Source organism: Stomatohabitans albus (assembly GCF_036336025.1).
GTDB classification, from domain to species: Bacteria; Actinomycetota; Nitriliruptoria; order Euzebyales; family Euzebyaceae; genus Stomatohabitans; species Stomatohabitans albus.
Genome location: NZ_JAYKKE010000005.1, coordinates 12,218 through 32,347, shown reverse-complemented (window position 1 = coordinate 32,347; position 20,130 = coordinate 12,218). Strand labels below are relative to the sequence as shown.

18 protein-coding genes and 1 tRNA gene are annotated in these 20,130 nt (G+C 52.5%); 11 read left to right on the top strand and 8 right to left on the bottom strand.

Annotated elements, in window-relative coordinates; genetic code table 11:
• Nucleotides 1-183: 183 nt before the first annotated feature.
• Nucleotides 184-1,851, top strand: a complete 1,668-nt coding sequence (locus VCU37_RS09270) for a BCCT family transporter (RefSeq protein WP_336250370.1) — start codon at nucleotides 184-186, stop codon at nucleotides 1,849-1,851.
• A gap of 98 nt (nucleotides 1,852-1,949) precedes the next feature.
• Here VCU37_RS09270 and VCU37_RS09265 read toward each other — a convergent pair whose 3' ends face one another.
• Both VCU37_RS09265 and VCU37_RS09260 read right to left on the bottom strand, forming a co-directional pair.
• On the bottom strand, nucleotides 1,950-2,756 hold the full coding sequence (locus tag VCU37_RS09265) for a class I SAM-dependent methyltransferase (protein WP_336250369.1): 807 nt from the start codon (nucleotides 2,754-2,756) through the stop codon (nucleotides 1,950-1,952).
• 28 nt (nucleotides 2,757-2,784) lie between these two features.
• Nucleotides 2,785-3,129, bottom strand: coding sequence for a cupin domain-containing protein (locus VCU37_RS09260; RefSeq protein ID WP_336250368.1), 345 nt, complete (start codon nucleotides 3,127-3,129; stop codon nucleotides 2,785-2,787).
• A 452-nt stretch (nucleotides 3,130-3,581) separates the two neighbouring features.
• On the opposite strand from VCU37_RS09260, the gene VCU37_RS09255 reads away from it, so the two are divergent.
• The 5 genes from VCU37_RS09255 to VCU37_RS09235 all read left to right on the top strand — a co-directional run bounded on the left by VCU37_RS09255 (nucleotide 3,582) and on the right by VCU37_RS09235 (nucleotide 9,065).
• Nucleotides 3,582-4,505, top strand: a complete 924-nt coding sequence (locus tag VCU37_RS09255; protein WP_336250367.1) for a hypothetical protein — start codon at nucleotides 3,582-3,584, stop codon at nucleotides 4,503-4,505.
• A complete protein-coding gene (locus tag VCU37_RS09250; RefSeq protein WP_336250366.1) occupies nucleotides 4,505-4,837 on the top strand; it encodes a hypothetical protein in 333 nt (110 codons plus the stop codon). Before VCU37_RS09255 ends, VCU37_RS09250 begins: the two co-directional genes overlap by 1 nt.
• 141 nt (nucleotides 4,838-4,978) lie before the next feature.
• Nucleotides 4,979-5,254: a sigma factor-like helix-turn-helix DNA-binding protein gene (locus tag VCU37_RS09245; protein WP_336250365.1), complete on the top strand. Its 276-nt coding sequence runs from the start codon at nucleotides 4,979-4,981 to the stop codon at nucleotides 5,252-5,254.
• A complete protein-coding gene (locus tag VCU37_RS09240) occupies nucleotides 5,251-7,596 on the top strand; it encodes a cell wall-binding repeat-containing protein (protein WP_336250364.1) in 2,346 nt (781 codons plus the stop codon). The genes VCU37_RS09245 and VCU37_RS09240 overlap by 4 nt, the downstream gene beginning before the upstream one ends.
• Nucleotides 7,596-9,065, top strand: coding sequence for a sensor histidine kinase (locus VCU37_RS09235; protein ID WP_336250363.1), 1,470 nt, complete (start codon nucleotides 7,596-7,598; stop codon nucleotides 9,063-9,065). Before VCU37_RS09240 ends, VCU37_RS09235 begins: the two co-directional genes overlap by 1 nt.
• 41 nt (nucleotides 9,066-9,106) lie before the next feature.
• Here the strand turns inward: VCU37_RS09235 and VCU37_RS09230 are convergent, their stop codons facing one another.
• From VCU37_RS09230 to coaA, 3 genes are all read right to left on the bottom strand, one after another.
• Nucleotides 9,107-9,349, bottom strand: a complete 243-nt coding sequence (locus VCU37_RS09230; RefSeq protein WP_336250371.1) for a WhiB family transcriptional regulator — start codon at nucleotides 9,347-9,349, stop codon at nucleotides 9,107-9,109.
• 283 nt (nucleotides 9,350-9,632) lie between these two features.
• Complete coding sequence (locus tag VCU37_RS09225; protein ID WP_336250362.1) at nucleotides 9,633-11,813, bottom strand: transglycosylase domain-containing protein; 2,181 nt, start codon at nucleotides 11,811-11,813, stop codon at nucleotides 9,633-9,635.
• Nucleotides 11,814-11,896: 83 nt separating this feature from the next.
• Nucleotides 11,897-12,844, bottom strand: coding sequence for a type I pantothenate kinase (coaA, locus tag VCU37_RS09220; RefSeq protein WP_336250361.1), 948 nt, complete (start codon nucleotides 12,842-12,844; stop codon nucleotides 11,897-11,899).
• A 36-nt stretch (nucleotides 12,845-12,880) separates the two neighbouring features.
• On the opposite strand from coaA, the gene VCU37_RS09215 reads away from it, so the two are divergent.
• Entirely contained in the window at nucleotides 12,881-13,495 is a 615-nt protein-coding gene (locus VCU37_RS09215; RefSeq protein WP_336250360.1) for an FKBP-type peptidyl-prolyl cis-trans isomerase, read from the top strand.
• Nucleotides 13,496-13,681: 186 nt separating this feature from the next.
• A tRNA-Arg gene (locus VCU37_RS09210) sits at nucleotides 13,682-13,754 on the top strand.
• A gap of 119 nt (nucleotides 13,755-13,873) precedes the next feature.
• On the opposite strand, the gene VCU37_RS09205 is transcribed toward VCU37_RS09210, so the two are convergent.
• Together VCU37_RS09205 and VCU37_RS09200 are read right to left on the bottom strand one after the other, a co-directional pair.
• Nucleotides 13,874-15,220 (bottom strand): MFS transporter, encoded by a 1,347-nt coding sequence (locus tag VCU37_RS09205; protein ID WP_336250359.1) that lies wholly within the window; start codon nucleotides 15,218-15,220, stop codon nucleotides 13,874-13,876.
• Nucleotides 15,221-15,222: 2 nt separating this feature from the next.
• Complete coding sequence (locus VCU37_RS09200; protein ID WP_336250358.1) at nucleotides 15,223-15,825, bottom strand: TetR/AcrR family transcriptional regulator; 603 nt, start codon at nucleotides 15,823-15,825, stop codon at nucleotides 15,223-15,225.
• A 164-nt stretch (nucleotides 15,826-15,989) separates the two neighbouring features.
• Here VCU37_RS09200 and VCU37_RS09195 point away from each other — a divergent pair, with 164 nt between their 5' ends.
• Nucleotides 15,990-16,628 (top strand): O-methyltransferase, encoded by a 639-nt coding sequence (locus VCU37_RS09195; RefSeq protein WP_336250357.1) that lies wholly within the window; start codon nucleotides 15,990-15,992, stop codon nucleotides 16,626-16,628.
• A gap of 179 nt (nucleotides 16,629-16,807) precedes the next feature.
• Here VCU37_RS09195 and VCU37_RS09190 read toward each other — a convergent pair whose 3' ends face one another.
• The gene (locus tag VCU37_RS09190; RefSeq protein WP_336250356.1) at nucleotides 16,808-18,334 is read right to left on the bottom strand and encodes a leucyl aminopeptidase; all 1,527 of its coding nucleotides are present in this window, start codon (nucleotides 18,332-18,334) and stop codon (nucleotides 16,808-16,810) included.
• Between the two features lie 50 nt (nucleotides 18,335-18,384).
• Between VCU37_RS09190 and VCU37_RS09185 the strand changes: the two genes are divergently transcribed.
• Both VCU37_RS09185 and VCU37_RS09180 read left to right on the top strand, forming a co-directional pair.
• A complete protein-coding gene (locus VCU37_RS09185; protein WP_336250355.1) occupies nucleotides 18,385-18,939 on the top strand; it encodes a phosphatase PAP2 family protein in 555 nt (184 codons plus the stop codon).
• Between the two features lie 25 nt (nucleotides 18,940-18,964).
• Nucleotides 18,965-20,116 carry an Mrp/NBP35 family ATP-binding protein gene (locus tag VCU37_RS09180; protein ID WP_336250354.1) on the top strand — a complete coding sequence of 384 codons (1,152 nt, stop codon included), beginning with the start codon at nucleotides 18,965-18,967 and terminating at the stop codon, nucleotides 20,114-20,116.
• Nucleotides 20,117-20,130 lie beyond the last annotated feature (14 nt).

Sequence of the window (20,130 nt, the reverse complement as noted above, 5' to 3'; positions counted from 1 at the left end):
CCAGCGCCGATAATACTGCACCCGCAAGGGCGTGGGAACGTAGGACACCGCGGACACCACAAAACCCCCTCACCACACGGTCAGGGGGTTTTCCAATGTAGTTACTAAAACACACTAGATTGTTCAATGTTGGTTTTTACGCCAGCGTCTCTATTCTCTATATGACTATGAAATGTGATGTGAATGTCAGATCCTGATTCTGCCACCCAGTACCAGACCGCCCAAGCCGTGCGACGTATCGCGTTACCCGCTGCAGCCATCATCACTGCATTCGTGGCCGTTGCACTCATTGCACCTGAGTGGCTGGGGTCGATCCTTTCGACGGCCAATTCGACAGTTGTGCAATCTATCGGATGGTATTACGCCCTGATCGTGGTCGGGTTTATTGTTGTTTGTGCCATCGTCGTATTCAGCGCCTATGGCAATATCACCCTTGGTGATGATGACGACGAACCTGAATACAGCCTTCATTCTTGGTTCGCCATGCTATTCGCGGCCGGTATGGGTATCGGATTGGTGTTTTGGGGTGTTGCAGAACCGCTGAATCACCTTGCTAGCCCACCCCCAGGCCTCGGTGAATTGACCATCCATGAGCGGGCTCAAGAGGCAATGAACACCACATTCTTGCACTGGGGCTTTTCCGCTTGGGGCATTTATGCCGTCATTGGTCTTGCGATGGCCTACGCCATTCATCGCCTTGGTCGGAGTGTCTCGATTCGTTGGGTGCTCGAACCACTATTGGGCGAGCGTATTAACGGTCGTGTTGGCGATGTGATTGACATTGTGGCCATCGTGGGCACGATGTTTGGAGTTGCGACCTCCTTAGGGTTAGGTGCCACCCAGCTCAGCGCAGGGTTGGAGTATTTGGGGTTAATTGAGCAATCCACCTGGTTTCTCGTCACACTGGTCGTCGTGATCTCTTTAGCCGCTGGTATCTCGGTGGCGAGTGGGCTTGATGTAGGCATCAAGTGGCTATCAAATGGCAATATGGTTCTGGCTGCGGTTCTTGCCATTCTTGTGTTGCTCTTGGGCCAACCAGGGTTTGTGCTTCGTGAATTCGTACAAAGCATTGGTGAATACATCCAGAACTTCATCCACCTAAGCTTTCGGACAATGCCATTTCGTGGTGATGAAGGAAGCGCATGGATGGCGGCTTGGACAACGAACTACTGGGGATGGTGGATGAGTTGGTCACCATTCGTGGGGATTTTTATTGCCCGTATTTCACGCGGCCGTACAGTTCGTGAATTCGTTATTGGTGTCTTGGCCGTACCTACCCTTGTTACCTTCTTATGGTTCTCCATCCTGGGTGGAACGGCGCTATATCAGCAGATCTATGGGGTGAGCACCCTTATTAGTGCTGATGGCACGGTCTCAACCTCTGCCGCACTATTCCAGATGCTTGAGCCGATTGCAGGAGGCCGTATTCTGAGCGGTTTATTCCTCTTACTCCTCGTCGTATTCTTTGTGACGAGTTCGGACTCAGCGTCGTTTGTGGTTGGCATGTTGTCCTCAGGTGGCGACCCACTTCCTGATTTGAAGATCCGTCTCTTGTGGGCTACCGCCAGTGGCACCATTGCAGCAGTGTTGCTGTGGGGTGGTTCACTCAAGGGTGATATCACTGGTGGTCTCGCGACGCTGCAAACGATGTCTATTTTGGCGGCAGCACCATTCAGTTTGATTTTGGTTGGCTCGTGTTTTGCGACCCTGAAGGTATTCCATGAGGAATATCGGCGTGATAAGCGCGTCCAACGGGCCATCTTGCGCCGTGAACTTAAAACACATGTCCGTGACGTTGTTGAAACACAGCTTCAAGACATTGTCCAAACACACGTCGAAGAAGAACACTAGGGATTGCTATACGTACAAACAGCCCCACGGGATGAGACCGTGGGGCTGTTCATTATGTCTGGTCGGTGCTGAGCGAACGCCTGATCAGACTGAACCCATCAAGCCGGTTTACGTGCTACAAATGCAACAGCATTGATGTTCTCTTGGTGGGCTCGAAATACGCTGCGCATAGCTAGGATGCGTTCACGGGCACTGGGATTTCTCATCACATTGAACACGAATCGTAAAAACCCACCCAACCCCTCATCTTCAATCAATCGCCCCGGTTCTAACAGAGCCATTGGGTTGGCGTCGGTGTACTCAACTTCAAAGCCGGTTTCGATGAGCAGCCGCTGCCAGTTTTTACTTGTCAATGGGCGTGCACCCACCTTGATCGTACGCGAAAGCGCCCGAGCAACGTCCTCTTCTACTTCACTCGGAACATCATCCGGACAGAAACCGAGCTCATGAATGGCGTAGCGGCCACCTGGAGCCAAAATACGGAATGCTTCACCCATGATGGCGAGTTTTTCCTCTTCGCTATGCATCGTGAGCATGGCTTCACCGACAACAAGGTCTGCTGACTCGTCTGGAAGACCAGTTGCTTTCGCATCGGCTGCAACTAATTCGGCTTGCGGGTAATCAGCAAGCACTCGCCGGAGCTGAGGGGTTCCCTCCTTATTCGGATCAATCCCGCGATAGCTCTTTGGCATGGTCTCCAAGATGATTTCTGCAGTTCGACCTACACCAGGCCCGAACTCAACGACTCGATCTTGCGGGCTTGGCTTTGCATGTTCAATCAAGCGACGGGTTAATTCAATACCACCTGGGCGAAGAACCCGTTTCCCCATTTTGGCTAACAACCAGTGTCCTTGGAGGCGCTTTTCCTCGGGGCCGGAACGGGTACCTTTTTCTGCTTCACTCATCGCAATTTCCCTTCACCGACTGATCGGTTTAATCGTTCGTGTTCACATTCACCATCGTCAATGCCATATGGCAAGGTTCGACAGCCTCAAGCGCGTGAGGATCGTTTGGAGCCAGATAAATGACATCCCCGGTTTGGAGCAAGGTTGTTTTCCCTCCAACCGTGAAATTCATTTTCCCGTTTAAAATCTGAACGATAACGGCTTTGGGTGACGCATGTTCTGTTAATGCCTGGCCGGCGTCGAAACTAAATAGAACCTGGCTGAGTACGTCGTTTTTAACAACGGTGCGGGATGTTGTTGCATCTTTCGCAACGGGTAATTCATCCAGCAACCCGGTGTAGACACCAGACTGACTGACAGGACTAGTGGACATATTTTCCTCCAATGATTGTTAAAGCGTCCCTTACAGTATCAGATACGAAAGAAGGGGCTTTCATTAATCCATGCCAATAGGAACCAGTCTTGTAGGTCGTTCGGTTGGCTTCACCGATCGGCAGCCGGTCGCCCTGCGCTAAAAATCACAATAAGTAATACTAAAGGCTGATAGGTAACTATCCGTATATATGGTCAGAAGGTGGAAGATTGCAGTAGGTCTGAGTTGTAGCTCCCCAGCGCGGCAACCTAGGCATGCTTGGGTGTGATTGACGCCTACCCTTCGTTCCGCATTGTGCGTTGATTATTCATTCTTTTCTCATATACGTTCCTCAAATGCCCTCCCGTCTGAACGGGAGGGCATTTGTATTGCGATATTTCCGTGTGTTGGTTTGTGTGCTCATGCTATAAATAGAAGTGATAGCAAGTGATAGCACGATATGGGAGATATTTATGGATAATGAGGATCATATTAAGGCATGGTTGGAAGACCTTGACCCTGATGAACCATTGGCTATGCCCCAAGAATCAGTCGCACCATCACGACGCATTCACCCCCTTGTCTTAGGCGCCCTTAGCCTTGGAGTGATGGCTGTTTTGGCGTTGGGTGTTTCCACGTGGTTCGGACAACCAACACCAACGCACCAAGGTGAACAAACAGATGTACCCACCGCTCCTATTTCCACAGCATCACCGTCGCAGACACGGGAACAAATCGACACACCATCACATGGTCCCGACAAGGACGGCCAATTAGATGCTGAGTCAGGAGCAATACCTGGCACCGTTGCCGATGGTGAAGGATCCACGCAATCTCAAGATGATGATCCGCATAATGCCTCACCGAGACCATCTGAACAATTGGCTCAACTCGTACTTAGTGCTGGAAGCCAATGGGTGACCCATGCGAGTGCTGAAGAAAGCGTCTACCAGGCTATTGCCCAACGTCTCGAAGGTTCACCTGATGCTGCTGCGATCAGAGTAAAGGCAATACAAAGCTTGCCATTTGCCGATATTGGACGCATCGTCCAAGTGCGGTCGTGGGCAGCTCAAGGTGTTCAGGGCCGCTGGGCAGTACCCGTGCGTGAAGACGGTGTCGTGTTAGCAAATCCATGGCTCATTTCCAGTGACCAGTCTCCGTTGTCATCGATTGCCCCTCACCCAGAAGGCACCATCGATGCTCCTGAGGCCATTGATGTGCTAACCAAAGCAGGGTGGACCCACGTCAACATCTCGGCAAGTGGTATGCATCCTGATATTCCAGATGTTTTGATCGTTTCGTTTTCAGGTATTCCACCTCAGGGAAGTCAAACAGTCGAAACCACACTGTGGCTGGGTGGTTCCCCTGGGTCTCGGCATGTCATTGGGCTTGAATAATGTGTGATCATCATGCCTGTGCACCGATTACTGTTGATCATCTGTATCTTGAGCGGTGGGTGAACCAGTGCTTTGAGATGGTCACCGCGATTCGTCGGGGCCTATTGTCCATTGAAGCGCTTTATCGCGTTACCTCACCGACATTGGCTCGTGAATGTATCCTTCATGCTGCGATTACACCCATTAAGACTTACGTAAAAATCCAACAGTGCAAAGCAGAGTTTCTTGCACTTTGCGCTGAGGACCCACCAGCGTTGACAGGATCTGTCACAACACGAGACGGTCAACTGCGCATAATCGGGCTACAAATATTGCCTCGTCGACGTTTTTGAATGATTGGTTGATGATTGCGTTGTCGCTTTGTTGTAGAATGCGCTCCCTGATGCGCTGTCTACCCCTATTCATGGACGGTTGGACAAGGGCCATCGGGTCGTGTACACCTTCCCATCACGGACGGTAGTATTTCTGGGTCTATGACTCGACATCAGCGACGTTCCCCCGTCTCAGCCGAACAGGCTCAGCTTAATAAGCGGCTCCGTGCTGTTCTCGCTCGCTTACCAGAAATTGAGCGTAAGGTCCTTGAGTGTCGTATGGGTCTAGTCGATGGAGAACCCAAGAAACCTGGCGAAACTGCCAGCCATCTTGGGTTAACCATTAATGAAATGAAAAAAATTGAAGCGCGTGCCTTTTCTCGGATTCGAGAAGTAGGCAACCTCAAAGGCCTCGCCAAACACTTGGATACCAAATGATCCGACCAACATTCCTCACGCTGACCTGTGCCACGCTTACTGCGGCAACCTTGTCGTTTTCTGGTGTCATTCCTGCGGAGGCAGAAGAAGAAGTACTTACCCCTGCTACCTATACGCTGAATGTTGCTGAAGCGTTAGAGACATCGTCACTTCACAAGGCTGACGGTGCACAAGGAGAACAACCATCGCTATCTGGTGGGAAACACGCCTCAGGAAAAGGTATTGAATCAGACCTGATTAAAGCGCCAAATGAATTCTCTATGGTCGCCGCAACATTCCCCCAAGGGGCCACCCTCGAAGTGCGTCGTGCAGCTCCCTTAGCGACGAACAAAGCAGAAGAGACAGATGCTGTCGAGGTTTGGGGTGATGAGCAGTACGTACTTAGTCCGTGGTATGAGATTGAACTCGAGCCAGACAAGTTCCCAGAGCCAACAAGTAGCGAGCAGCCGGGGGCGCGCGATATTGCTGACCCAATATGGGTGGAGCCGGGCACTGCGATCCAGATTCGTGTAGACGGGGCCCAACTCGAAGATGTGAAACTTCAGTTGCTCGATACCGAGCGCAATAACGCAAGCCTCGGAGAACGGCTGATCGCTAAGGCAAGCAAGGCACTTGCCTATGATCCAACGCCCGTTCGTCGAGACAATGATGCCGTGCTTGCAGTCCCGGGTGCCCCCAAAATTGTTACCCGACAAGAATGGAAGGCGGACGAGAGTATGGTTCGTGCCGCACCCTCCTACGCCTCTAAGGTGACACGTGCCGTTGTGCACCATACGTCGGGATCGAACTCATACACCCGTGCTCAAAGCGCTGGCATTGTGCGTGGTATCTTGCAATATCACGCCGGCACGCGCGGCTGGTCTGATATTGGGTACAACTTCCTCGTTGATAAATACGGCACAATCTATGAAGGCCGTGCCGGTGGGGTTGGGCGTGGGGTGATTGGTGCCCACGCTCAGGGATTCAATACAGGCACCGTTGGTATTTCAACACTTGGTACCTTCAACAGCTCAGCGCCTCCCGCGGCTACCCAAAATGCGGTTGCCCAGATCATCGGGTGGAAGTCAAAACTGCATGGCTTTGATCCTGCTGGGCGAAGCTCAGTTACTTCCGGTGGGTCAAACCGCTACCCTGCGGGCAAACAAGTAACGTTGAACCATGTCATTGGCCACCGTGATGTGGGGTATACGGATTGTCCTGGTGACGCGTTCTATCCACTGATGAGTCGTGTGGCATCTCGTGCTAAGACTGCGGCACAGGGGATGGGTGGCATCAAACCGGTGAGCCCCCGTCCACCCTTTGCCAATAATGGTGGCGGTAGCGATGACGGAAATAAGCCAAATAACCAGCCCTCTACCAAACCGTCTCCCTCGGCAAAACCTTCACCGGGTGGTCCAATTAATTTGGGTGTATTCAACCGAGTGAGCACGAGTGCCTCTCGGCCTGCGGCTGCAGTTGAAATCAGCCAGTACACCTTTAAGGCCAAGGAAGCCAAGGTCGCCGTTATCGCTCGAGAGGATAGCTTTGCCGACGCTATGGCAGGTGGACCACTTGCGGGTAAAAACGGTCCGCTATTACTGACGAATACGGCCAATCTTTCACCAGAAACCAATTCTGAGTTAAAACGAGTCTTAGCCTCTGGCGCCACGATTTATGTACTTGGTGGTACGCAAGCAGTCAGCGATCATGTCGTGGATCAGCTTGGTGCCTTCGGTCGTGTGAAACGGTTACGCGGTTCTGGGCGTATCGAGACCAGTGTTGCCATTGCAAAGGAAGTCTTGGCTCGCAGCGGTCAAGATGAAATCATGATTGCACGTGAAGGCCCAGACAACCGTTCCCCATGGGCTGACGCGTTGTCAGGCGGGGCTTGGGGTGCTGCACACGGCATTCCTGTCGTATTGAATAGCTCCACGAAACTTAGCCCACAAATTGCGAGCTTCGTGAAAAGTGCGAATATTCGCAAGGTCCATCTGTTGGGTGGTACCAGCGCCTTGTCGGGTGCTGTGTCACGTGACCTTCCTAAAAATGCCTTCCCAGTTCGACACTCTGGCAAGGACCGGACAGAAACCGCAACGGCAGTTGCAAACCTCTGGGGTAGCCAGGTTCGTTCGGTGGTCTTAGCCAACGGGTTTGACGGTGACGCATGGGTCTGGGCATTGGCTGCGGCTCCGTTATCAGCACGCACCAATAGTCCGCTATTGTTGAGTGGTTCTGAAGAGGCGAGTCAAGCTTTGAATCGGTGGGCATCGGGGCATGTCGTGCGTAGTGCAGTTGCACTGGGTGACAGGAATATGTTGACCGATAAGTTACTTTCCGATCTGAATAATGAGTTCCGCCGCTAGTGGCTGAACGCCAGACTGTCAGCACCACATCGGGTGAGGCACAAGATCACCTCACCCGACTTACCCGCGAATGGCAGGTCCTCAGTGACCTTGCCTTCGCGGATTTATTGTTATTGGTACCGGCTATCCAAGACGGTCAGGTTGGGTGGACCTGTATTGCCCAGAATCGGCCGCACACCGCCCAAACCGTGCATGTGCATGATCAAATTGGGTTATTTCGTGAGGAACCGTACCCTGCCCCGGTCACTCCGGCGGATTTAGCTCCATTTGCTCGTGACCAATCTGTTGTGTTGCGCCGTGTCATTCCGGTTCGTTTCCAAGGACAGATTATTGCCATCATCTTGATGGAACGTTTTGCTCGCGTTCAAATACACCCATCACTGTTAGAAGATGCCTACGCGATGGCTGTCCGAGCCCTCGAAGACATGATTGCTGAAGGCACATTCCCGTTTGCTGAAGGTGACTTGCCAAGTGCTCATGTAACGAATCCCCGAGTGGGAGACGGCGTTATCTTGCTCGACAGTACCGGCCAGGTGATCTACGCAAGTCCAAATGCGGTGAGTGCCTACCGGCGTTTAGCGCCGAGTACACCACTTATCGACCGGCCCTTTTCAGCGATAGATCCGGGATACCACACGGTGAAGCAGGCTGTTGAATCACGGTTACCCGTTCGTGGTGAGATTAGCCAAAACGGTCGAATGATTTTGCGCCGTATTGTGCCCTTCCTCCAAGCAACGGAGATTACTGGTGCCATGGTGCTTATCCGAGATGTCACTGAAATGCGCCGCCACCAAGCTGAATTGCATGTTCGTGATGTGACCATCAGCGAGATTCACCATCGTGTAAAGAATAATTTGCAAACAGTGGCGAGCCTCTTACGTCTCCAGATACGGCGAACACAATCTGAAGAAGTCAAAGATGCGTTAGTCGAGTCGGTTCGACGGATTAGTTCTATTGCCTATGTCCATGAGTTCTTGTCTGGAACAAGTGGTGATACGGTCCAATTTGATGACATCGCAAACCACATTGTGACAATGCTTGGTCAGGGATTAGTTGGCAAACATCAAGAGATCCGTTTATACACGACTGGTGAGCCAGGCCTATTGAATGCGCAGCAAGCCACACCATTGGCACTCATTCTGAGTGAGCTTATTCAAAATGGTATTGAACATGCCTTTCCCAACGGTCAAGCCGGTGAGGTTCGGGTTTCCTTTGATCGCTACCAGGATCGACTTGTCATGCAGGTAAGCGATACAGGTGTTGGGCTTTCCAATAGTGAACCGCTAAGTACCCATGCCAATCTCGGTTTACAAATCTGTGAATCGCTGGCGGTCACTGAACTAGGTGGATCACTGCACTATACGCCAGGACAGCCGGGGGCTATTTTCACTGTAGATATGCCACTTGCAGCCATTGGCGAACCATCGTCGATAGGTGGCCAGTTTCCAAGTCCAAAAAACCACGCATAGGCGTGGCTTCGGTCTATAGGTAGGGTAGCGGTGCCGATCCCCTAGATGGCAATACGTTTACGGCCTCGACGAATCTCACGCCGTTCATCTTCGGTTGTCCCACCCCAGATACCTACATCTTGGCGCGTTTCAAGCGCCCAATCCAAACAGTTAATTCGGACAGGGCAACTCGCACAGATCTCTTTTGCTCGACGAATCTGCTCCTCTGCGGGTCCCGTTGAGCCGACAGGGAAGAATAAGTCTGGGTCAGCGTCAAGACACGCACTGCGATTCCGCCAGATCACGGGGAAGGCCTCCAATACAAGGTCGTTGTCCAACATTGTAAAGGCCATATTCTCCGATGACAGTACTTAATGGCTTTTTTATGTGAAAAGCAAGTTGAACGTTTTTCGTTTTAGTATTGCAAGAGTTCCTGCTAGCTTCTTTGAGCTTAAATACTAATGAATATGGTATTTGTGAAGATGAATTGAAGATTCAGGCTAGAATGGGTTGTTTTTATTTGAAAGATTTTAATTACACACTGTGTTTACAGTTTAACTGAACGTTTATTTATTGTTCCCAAAGTCCCTAGTTGCCCGGTATGGCCGGTGGAGATAGCTCTGGGGAATGCCCAGCTACATCTTGTTGTTCTGATTGCAACGCTCCAGGCGGATCTACTAGCCCTGGTGTACTTGATTGAGTCGGCGCTGGATTGCGGGATGGCTCAACGACCGATGGTGGTTGACCAGGGGCAGGTTGAGCTGGCATTGGTCGTGGAGGTGGTGGCGCTTGGGGGAGGCGTGGAGCTAATACAGGGTCAGGCCGATATGGAGATTGGCTTGGTGGGCGTGGGTAGGCCGGTGCTGGGAGTACCTCACTCGGTCCAAGGGATTGGGGTTCATGCGTGGCCGGTATCGGTTCAACTGGAGAGGAAGGTGCATCTATGGGGGTGGGGATTTCCGGTGCTGGTGTTGGCAAGGCATTGTTGGAAAAGGGCACAACCGGAGTACCCGAAAGTGCTCCAGACATGACCTGTCCCCAGATAACGGCGGGCAGATTTCCACCTTGGATGGCGCCATAGCCTGGCAGGTGCATGGGACGAACTGCATCGGGATAGCCCACCCAAACGGCACCGACAAGATTGGGGGTATAGCCCACAAACCAAGCATCCGTGTTGTTGTTGACCGTTCCTGTTTTACCAGCTGCAGGCCGGTTGATATGAGCGCGTTTCCCCGTTCCTTCACTGATGACCCGTTGCATCACATGCGTGACTTCATCAGCAATTTCGGGGGTAAGGGCAGCCTGTTCAGGGGCTGGTGGCGGCAATAATTCATTGCCATAGGCATCACTGACCGATGTAATGAGGACCGGTTCATGTCTTATGCCATGGTTTGCGAGAGTGGCGAAAGCACCTGCCATTTCAAAAGGTGTCACACCGGGGTCGATGCCACCGAGTACGTTGGCGGGGTTGGTTGATTGGGGTGTCTCAACTCCCAATCGGCTTGCCATCTCGGCCACTCGGCTACCGCCCAGTTCAAGACCAAGGCGGGCATAGACCCCGTTGGACGATACGACTAGCCCGTCCGCAATCGTCATCTCCCCAGGTGGTTGCGCGGACGTAAACGCCCACTGTTCGCCCCCTGGCAGCGTTGCTTCCCCCGGTCCAGCATCAAATGTGCGGTCCAGTGATAGCCCGTTTTCCAAGGCCGCAGCTAGGGCAAAAACCTTAAACACGGACCCTGGTTGGCGTTTGCCCTGTGTCGCCAAATTGAATTGATGATGTTCGGGGTCTCGGCCTCCAACGAGTGCCCGTACGTGGGCGTTCGTAGGGTCCATCAACACGATCGCTGTTTCTGGTTGAGCCCCCGATAGGTGCTTGTTGGCAACCCGATCAGCTACATCTTGCATTTGGGGGTTAATGGTGGTGGTGATCGTATAGCCGTTTGAAAAGAGGCGGTTCATCGTGTCTTCTTCGCCCCATCCAAGTATCCCGCTATCAACGATCTGCCGTCGTACTGATTCAATTATGCGGGGATAACGATAAGGTGAACTTGTTGGGGGCGGTGAAATGGTCAGAGGTGCGGTATCTGCTTGGGTGAAGGTTGGTTCGTCAATGTGCCCAACGTCTTTCATCGCGACTAATACCCGATGGCGTTCCTCCCGAGCACCGTCAGGGTTGGTATAGGGATTGGCGCCTTCAGGACGCCGAAGAATCCCAACGAGTAGTGCAATCTGTTCCAGCGTTAGATCACTCAATTTTGTATTAAAATACGTTGATGCACCAGCCTGCATACCGTATGAACCAGACCCTAAATAAACAGTATTACAGTAATCAGTTAGTATCTCATCTTTAGATTTAATTTCTTCCAACTTTAATGCCATATTAGCTTCTCTCGCTTTGCGAGAGAGTGTCTTATCTGTTGCATCTAAGTACTGGTTTTTTATTAATTGTTGCGTTATTGTGCTTCCGCCTTGCACAACCCGACCCTCTTGTTGATTGGCCACAACAGCGCGTGCAATACCACGCACATCAATGCCGTTATGTTCAAAAAACCTGCGGTCTTCAGCGCTCGTTAATGCGGCAACCATTAAATCGGGGATTTGTTCACGGGTTACTGGTTCATGGCGGTTTATTTGGAGTACACCAATGACACTGCCGTCTGCGGCCAATACTTGACTTGGGGTATGGGCCCTGGGGTTAGAGAGGTCAACAGGTGCCCATTCCAATTTGAACCACGGTGTGTCACAGGCACTCAATAACAGCACCATACACAACAGACCTACAAGAGAAGGAAGGCGAACCACGCTTGTTTATCGGCGCCTAGGCCCCAAACTTTTGCGCCACAGATGAATTAAAAGCGACGGACATGTATGAAGTCGATATTGTGATTCGGACCTTTTGTCAACACGCAACTAGCACGATGGCGAGTTGGCTCAATATTCTCTTTCAGGTTCAATAAATTGATGTCTTTCCACACGGTTTTTGCTAGCCACAACGCTTCTTCTTCAGGGAGGTCTACCCATTGCCTGAAGAAGCTGTCTTGATCATGTTTCGCTGCTTCTAAGTGGCGTTCAAACCGTGCGATAAACCAGCGTTCAAGGTCATGCTCATTGGCATCAACATAAATACTGAAGTCAATATAGTCACTCACCGCTAATCCACCGTTATTACGCAAGGGTGCAGGTTGAAGTACGTTGAGTCCTTCTAAGATCAGAATGTCACATCGGGGAATGATGCGTTCTGCTCCTGGAACAATGTCATATATCTTGTGGTCATAGACCGGAACGCTGGCAACCGGGTGGGCTGACTTCATACTTTGGAGGAAACGAAGCAAACCTACTTGGTCATAGGACTCTGGAAAACCTTTGCGTGCTTCTAATCCTAGAAACTCAAGTTCAGCGTTGGACCGTAAAAACCCATCGGTCGTAACCAATTCAACGTGCGGTGTTGTTGGCCAACGACTCAATAGCGCTTGCAAAAGACGAGCAGTCGTTGATTTTCCGACCGAAACGCTCCCCGCGATGGCAATGACCCAAGGCACTTTGTCGTCTTGTGCAACACGGCCGGTGAATTGAGAGAGATCGTCGCGGAATCGGGCACGTGCCGTGGCAAACATGCTGAGTAAACGACTGAGGGGAAGATATACCTCTTCAACCTCACGAAGGTTAACGGGTTCGTCTTTGCTCCGTAAAGAATCGACATCGCACGCGGTGAGTGTTAATGGGGTATTCGCGCGTAGTTTGGCCCATTCTTCGCGGGTATAGCGAATGAATGGCGAGGTATTGTCCGCATGGTTCATGGGCGTCTAGTGTGCCTTCCGAGTACCGTTGCGCCTATGAAACTACGTTACATTATTCTTGCAAGTGCCCTTGTGGCATCACTCGCGGCTTGTTCTGGTGGCGGCGCATCAAGTGGGTCCTCTGAGGCAGCAACGAGCGGTGTTGCTGTTAAAGAAGGGTTTGGTCAAGACCCCACCATCATCTTTGATGCGAAGCAGAAACCACCAACCGACCTGGTTATCCAGGATTTGGTACCCGGAGACGGTCAGGAAGTACCGCCTGGTGCCACTGTAACGGTGAACTATAAAGGCGTGTCCTGGGTCAATGGCGGTCAGGTATTTGATTCGAGTTTTGAACGTGGAGAGCCCATTACGTTCCCGCTTGACCAAGTGATCCCTGGCTGGCGTGATGGGTTGGTAGGCCAAAAAGTCAACGGCCGTCGCCTCCTTATCATTCCTCCCAACATGGGGTATGGTGCCCAATCACCAACACCGGCCATTGCCCCGAATGACACGCTCGTGTTTGTGGTTGACTTACTTGCCGTTGAAAGTGGCCAACCGGCTGGTGACGCGTCAGCAACTGAAGCACCGGTTGAAGCTACAGGAACTGATGCACCTGCGGAAGCACCCGCTGGGGATGCACCAGTGCCTACAGATGGGCCAACGGAATAACAAGAACTCGTTTCCTCCCACTGCTATACGGTAGATGGAAACCAGACCTGACTCGGTGCAGTTGATGAGATGGTCGTACCGAGTCAGTGATGATGCCGTTGTGATTCGTCGCGGTGGTGGCCAAGGGTGCGTTCGGAACTACTGGCTCTGGCAGCCCTTCTAGCCGCCTGTATTATGGCGCATACCGCCCCTGTAGCTCAGGGGATAGAGCACTGGTTTCCGGAACCAGGTGTCGGAGGTTCGAATCCTTCCAGGGGCGCGTGAATTATCTAAAACCCTTGCTGTCGCAAGGGTTTTTCTCATAGGTTTTGTGTCAATCTCAGTGTGGCGATGTGGTTGAAGCATTGGTGAATGTGAACAACCTTTTGCCTATGAAGCCTATGAGGTCACAGCTAAGCACTCCTCTTGATGACGATTCAGAGTATCGGACGACGGGTCATCAGGCTTCTCCCGTGGCGGTGTTCCCGTCTGGGTTGCACGGGTTGCTAGCGCGGCTCCGACTTGTTTGGCCAACAGGCTTAATCCAAGGGCACCAAACCCGGATATACCGACAAGCAGTGCGCTGCCTCGTCCAGGCCCTGAGCCGATAACACTACCCAATGAGTTGGCGAGAAGCCCTCCTTGTGCCAATAAGGGCTCAAATCCTAGGTCTGCAAGTGGACCAGTGATGAGGTAGGCCACGAGAAAACCAAGTTGGGAAATGAAGCCGATCACCCCCCATACTCGCCCTTGGAATGCATTGGGAATATGGGTACGTACCACCACGTCGCCACCTGCATTCACAACAGCAAGTGCAAAGAACACAACAAATGCCGCCAGGGTGATCCAGGCTGGATGAGGAACGAGTGGTAAGAGCAGCATGCCCACCCCAATGAGTCCGGCACCAAGACTAATCAAGCGCCAAGGCGACTTATTGGAAAGGATGGAGACAACGGCACCACCCGCAATAAGTCCAGTTGCTGAGATGCTTTCAGCGATAGATTCCATTGAGACACTGGTGAGGGGGAGCAGTATCGGCTTAAACAGTGTTTGGAGCCCACCCAGCACAACAATAAGTGCGGTAAAGATCATTACGACCGTCCATACCGGTTGGGTTTGGGTGATGATGTGATAGCCGCCGAGCAGCTCAGCCCGAATTGAGTCGTGGTTACCGCTGACCGTTTTGGTACCGATAGCCCGACGAACCAGGATGGTACAACCAACGGTAATAATGCAGGTGCTCATATCAAGCACTAGCACACTGGGAAGACCCGCGATTGCTAAAAGGCCAGCTGCCATGATTGGTGAGAGTAAAAACTTTGATGACGCGGCGATCTGGAGAAGTCCTGAACTGCGTTGGTAGTGGGTGGGTGGCACCACATCACTCACCGTGGCACGCAGCGCAGGTTCCGTACAACCAGCGAGTAACGATGACAAGACAAGACCAACTAAGGTGACCGATAGCTGGGGGTCTGGCTGGGTGACATTCCACAGCACCAAGGCAAGGCCGAGCATTGAGCCGCCATCACCAATGATCATCAAGATGCGCCGATCAAATCGGTCAGCCAATACGCCAGCGATGGGTGTCGTGAGCACAAGGGGTGCAAAGCCAGCCAATTGAATTGCCGCTACGACAGAAGCGGTACCATAAGTCTGGAAGGCATCCACACTCAGGGCAAAGGTGGTCATGCCTGTGCCGATCGATGTGATCAGGGCGCCGGTGAACAATAAGTAGAAATAACGCATGATTATGACCTCGTGGGCTCGTGAGGTGGGGTGCTCCCAAGGAGCTTCCAGATTCCAAGGCGAATGGCTTGTAGCCGTTGTTCAAACCTGGTGTCGTCGGTTGGAAAGAACCCTTGATCAGTCAACATGAAGGCACTGGTCAGTATTAGTTCTGCGGTTTCTTGTGGGAAGGCCGTCGCAAAGCTACCGGATTCGTTTCCTTCGGTAATGATCTCGGCAAGGATCGGTGCCAAGGCCCGTACCGTTGCGGTGATTGAAAGCACATGGAACTCGGCATTGCCAGGGGTGTGGAACTGTCCGATCAATGAGGCATCTTCGCCTTGGACGCGGGCACTCAGAATAAAGGGTTCAATTTTCTCTTGGGGTGGGACTGGGCTGTCCGCTACTGCCCTTGCACGGGTGACGATCGTTTGTACAACACGATCAATGATGGCGTGCATGATGTCTTCTTTACCGGGGAAGTGGTAGTAGAGGGTTCCTTTGGCGATGCCAGTTGCGGTCAAAATGTCATCGATGGTTGTCGCTTGGTATCCCTTTGAAATGAAGCATTGATGGGCGGCGTCCATGATTTCGTGGCGTCGTCGTTCCCCCGCGCTCATCGTCATTGTTGCTCCTCCTTGCTCCTAAAAATTATACCGACGGTCGGTCTAAAAATGAATGTAGCACAAGGAGTACGGTGGTCGCCACCCCGACAAAAACAAACAAGGTGGTTGGACTTGTTCAGCAAGGTAATTTCAGGTTTGAACATGAACGCGCTAGCATCGTGCCAATGGTTCACAATCCCCAACTTGCTGCGTATATGTCCACCTTGATTGAGGCTGAGGATGAGCCGCTGCGTGCGGCACGAGCCCGATCCGAAGAAAACGATATTGATGCGGTAAGCGCCGAAACGGGTGCCTTCTTGCGCTTCCTTGCCCGCGCCGTGAAGGCCCGCAGTGTTGTCGAGGTGGGTAGTGGCGGCGGCTACAGCGGTTTGTGGTTCCTTGGGGGCATGGACAATAAAGGCATCTTGACCACGATCGAGAGTGATTCAGACCACCAAAATTTGAGCCAACAAGCCTATGGCGAAGCTGGGCAAGCCTCTCGTGTACGAAGCCTATTAGGTCCGGCACTAAGCATGTTGCCGAAACTGGCTGATGATTCCTATGACATCGTGTTCCTTGATGCCGATCCGGTTGAGTACCCGGAGTACCTTGAACACGGGATTCGCTTGCTAAAGCCAGGTGGACTCCTCGTTGCCCACGGGGCGCTTGCGGATGGCAAGATTGCTGACCCATCAGAAGCCGGCCTACAGGTTGATGCGATGCGTCAATTCAATGATCTTGTTGCAGAAAACCCTGACTTCCAGGTGTTCTTGCTCCCAGTTGGCCGTGGCCTCCTTGGTGCCGTCTGGCGCGCTAACGCATAACACGGTTATCTCATGGGGGTGCAATAACGCATCCCAACGTTGAAATAGGCACGACTCATCACGAGTCGTGCCTATTAGGGTGCATCAACATGGTTCCGGTTGATGGCTCTATTCATGCAGTCGACTACGTTGCTGACAAGGGTCTCACACCGATGTCAGCAACATGCAACGAATACTGGTTACGCGCGTGGGGGGATATTGCCGGTTTCAAGCCAGGCGAGGAGGGAACGAACCCCAAAACCGGTTCCACCTGGGCTGAGGTAGCCAGATACGGAATCACGGAAAGATGGCCCCGCAAAGTCCACATGGAACCAAGGGGTATCCTCTTCGACGAACTCAGCCAGGAACATACCTGCCATGATCGTACCGGCCCCAAAGCCAGCACCGGAGATGTTATTCATATCGGCGATATTGGACTTTAACCCCGTTGCATAGCGTTTGGGTAAGGGGAGTCGGATGTATTCTTCGCCTTCAGTTTCAGCGGCTTCTTCAAACTCATCCATCGCCACATCAGCCGTCCCCATCACACAGGCGATTTCCATACCAGCAACAACAATTTGGGCACCGGTCAAGGTAGCCAAGTCGATGATCACGTCAGGTTTCATACGGCTGCCAAGTACGAGCCCGTCAGCCATAACCAATCGGCCTTCTGCATCTGTGTTGCCAACCTCGACGGTTTTCCCATTCATCATGGTGATGACGTCACTAGGGCGCTGTGCGGTTCCTGAAGGCATATTTTCAGCAATGGTGCAGAACCCGGTCACGCGTACCTTTACGTCCAAAGCCGCAAGAGCACTCATCACGGCAGTGACCACAGCGGTACCAGCCATATCGCTCTTCATATCCGCCATACCTTGAGAGGGTTTGAGGTTGATACCACCCGTATCAAAGGTGATGCCCTTCCCAACAAGGACAACGTGGCGTTCCGCACCCGCAGGATTGTAGTCAAGCTCAACAAGTCGTGGTTCATGTTCTGAACCGCGGCAAACAGCCAATAACCCGTTCCCGTCGTGGGCTTCGAGCCATGCTTGATCACGAATCGTTACCGAGACATTGTTGTCTTTCAACAACCCAGCAATGGTGTCGGCTAAATCTTCTGGCCGTTTATTGGCCGGTGGTGTGTTAACAAGGTTGCGGGCCAAGGCGGTAGCCGTTGCCATCACATCGGCACGCTCCACGGCTGCACTCGCCTTAGTGACGATAACAATCTCATCAAGGCGTTCTTGCTCAACATTGCGGTACCGATCAAAGTGGTAGGCACCTAACACCGCACCTTCGGCAATGGCACCAGCGATAACCGGCTCATCGCCAGCAGCAACGGCCACGCGCTTACCTTCTGGAACCTGTTGGATGGCCGAGCCCACAGCCATCCGATACGCCTCTAGGTCGGGTTGATCCCCAAGTCCAACGAGCATGATCACCATGTCATGAACGAGGGTTTGGGTCACCGTATTCGCCGTTGCTTTCGTAAAGCCTAAGGCATCGAGCGTCTTATCAAGCTCCGCATCACAAGCTGCATTGACCGAGTCATAGATGGCACCACGGGATTCCGGGCCACCTACGGGAATGATAAGAACATCGGTCCCCGCCTTCAGCGGGTCATCGGACGTACTAACAAGATTGGGAATTGATTGATCCATGGATGGCACTCTAGCCAGCTTTTGTTGTCCCGTGTGGTTTGCTCGCTCATCTGCGTTAAGTCGCATGGAACTTTACCTTGTGGCCCGTGCCTTGACCGACCACATAGGCTGTGCGTATGGCCTTGCGTGAATCTCTCAATCTTCATTATGTGGACCGCGCTGACCGCGCCGTGGGGCGGACGATTCGGGCTGTTCAACGCTTTGCTCCCGTAACGGTAGCGATGCGTCGAACAACTGATTGGGGCTCGCTGTACACCGCCATTGGCGCAGCAGTACTCCTTCACAGCCAGGGTCGTCCACGCACCGCCGTCAAATTGCTCTCCACCGGGCTGGTTGGTTGGGAATTAGGGAGTTGGCTGAAAACACGCACCCAGCGCCCCCGTCCGTACGAAAACGACAATGCGTTTCGCCTCATTAACCCACCTATGGGGTCGTCCATGCCTAGCGGACACGCCATTACGAGTGCCGCAATGGCCACCGTCAGTGCAGCACACACGCGCCCGTCGCGCCGTTGGATTTGGGCCATACTGCCGGCTTGGGTTGGGCTTACCCGCGTGGGACTTGGCGTACATCACCCTGCCGATATTGCAGCAGGGTGGGCAGTTGGGTTCTGGCTAGGTACGGTAATAAATGCCGCTGATCACTCGATCCCAGGCACCACACAAGCCTGAGGCAATCATCCATTCAGGAGAAAATATGTCCACAACACCCGCACCGAATGTTGACCAGATTTATGAGGTTCTCTCGACGGTGATGGATCCTGAAATTGGGATGCCAATCACAGATCTTGGAATGGTCCAAGACGTCGAGTTACAAGATGGCGAAGTGACCGTACACGTACTGCTCACGGTCGCTGGCTGCCCGATGAAAGATCGTATTAATCGAGATATCAGCCAAGCTGTCCAGCAAGTGGAAGGGATTACCGCACTCAGAGTTGGTATGAGCGCGATGAATGATGAACAGCGCACCAAGGTTGGTGAACTCATCCGTGAAAAGCGGGGGATCAACCAGTCACGTCAAGGCAATCTGGGGGGCGGTAATGAGGCACAAGTTCCCTTTGCCCAAGCGGATAGCCCTACCCATGTTATTGCCATTGCCAGTGGAAAAGGTGGGGTTGGTAAATCTAGTGTGACCGCAAATCTTGCGGTAGCTCTAGCAAAACAAGGGGCCAAGGTCGGTGTACTTGACGCTGATGTATGGGGGTACTCCATACCCCGCATGTTGGGTGTGACCGGTCAACCTGTTCAGTTCGAAGGCATGGTGATGCCCCTGCTTGGTCATGACGTAAAGGTCATGTCTATTGGCTTCTTTACTGACCCCGATAAGCCTGTTGTCTGGCGAGGCCCAATGCTTCACCGTGCCTTACAACAGTTCTTGACTGATGTGCATTGGGGTGACCTTGACGTACTCCTCATTGATTTGCCGCCAGGAACAGGTGATATTGCCCTGTCTATGGCCCAACTGATTCCCAACGCTGACATGCTTGTGGTAACAACCCCACAAGCTGCAGCCCAAAAGGTTGCTCAACGCGCAGGCATCATCACCAAGGACACAGGTATGAATGTCATTGGGGTCATCGAAAATATGGCTACCTTTGTAGCCCCTGACACCGGCGTTGAATACGACATTTTTGGATCAGGTGGCGGTGAAGCGTTAGCTGAATTCTTAGATACCGAGCTGTGGGCAAGCTTACCGATTGATCCGCGCTTACGTGAAGGTGGGGATGCCGGCACCCCTATCACTCTCGCTGAACCGGATTCCCTCGCAGCAACACGTTTCATGGAGATAGCTATGCGTTTGCGGGCTAAGAAAAAGTCCATTGTGGGTGGGCAGTTACCGTTGGCCTAACTGTGCTGGTGGAT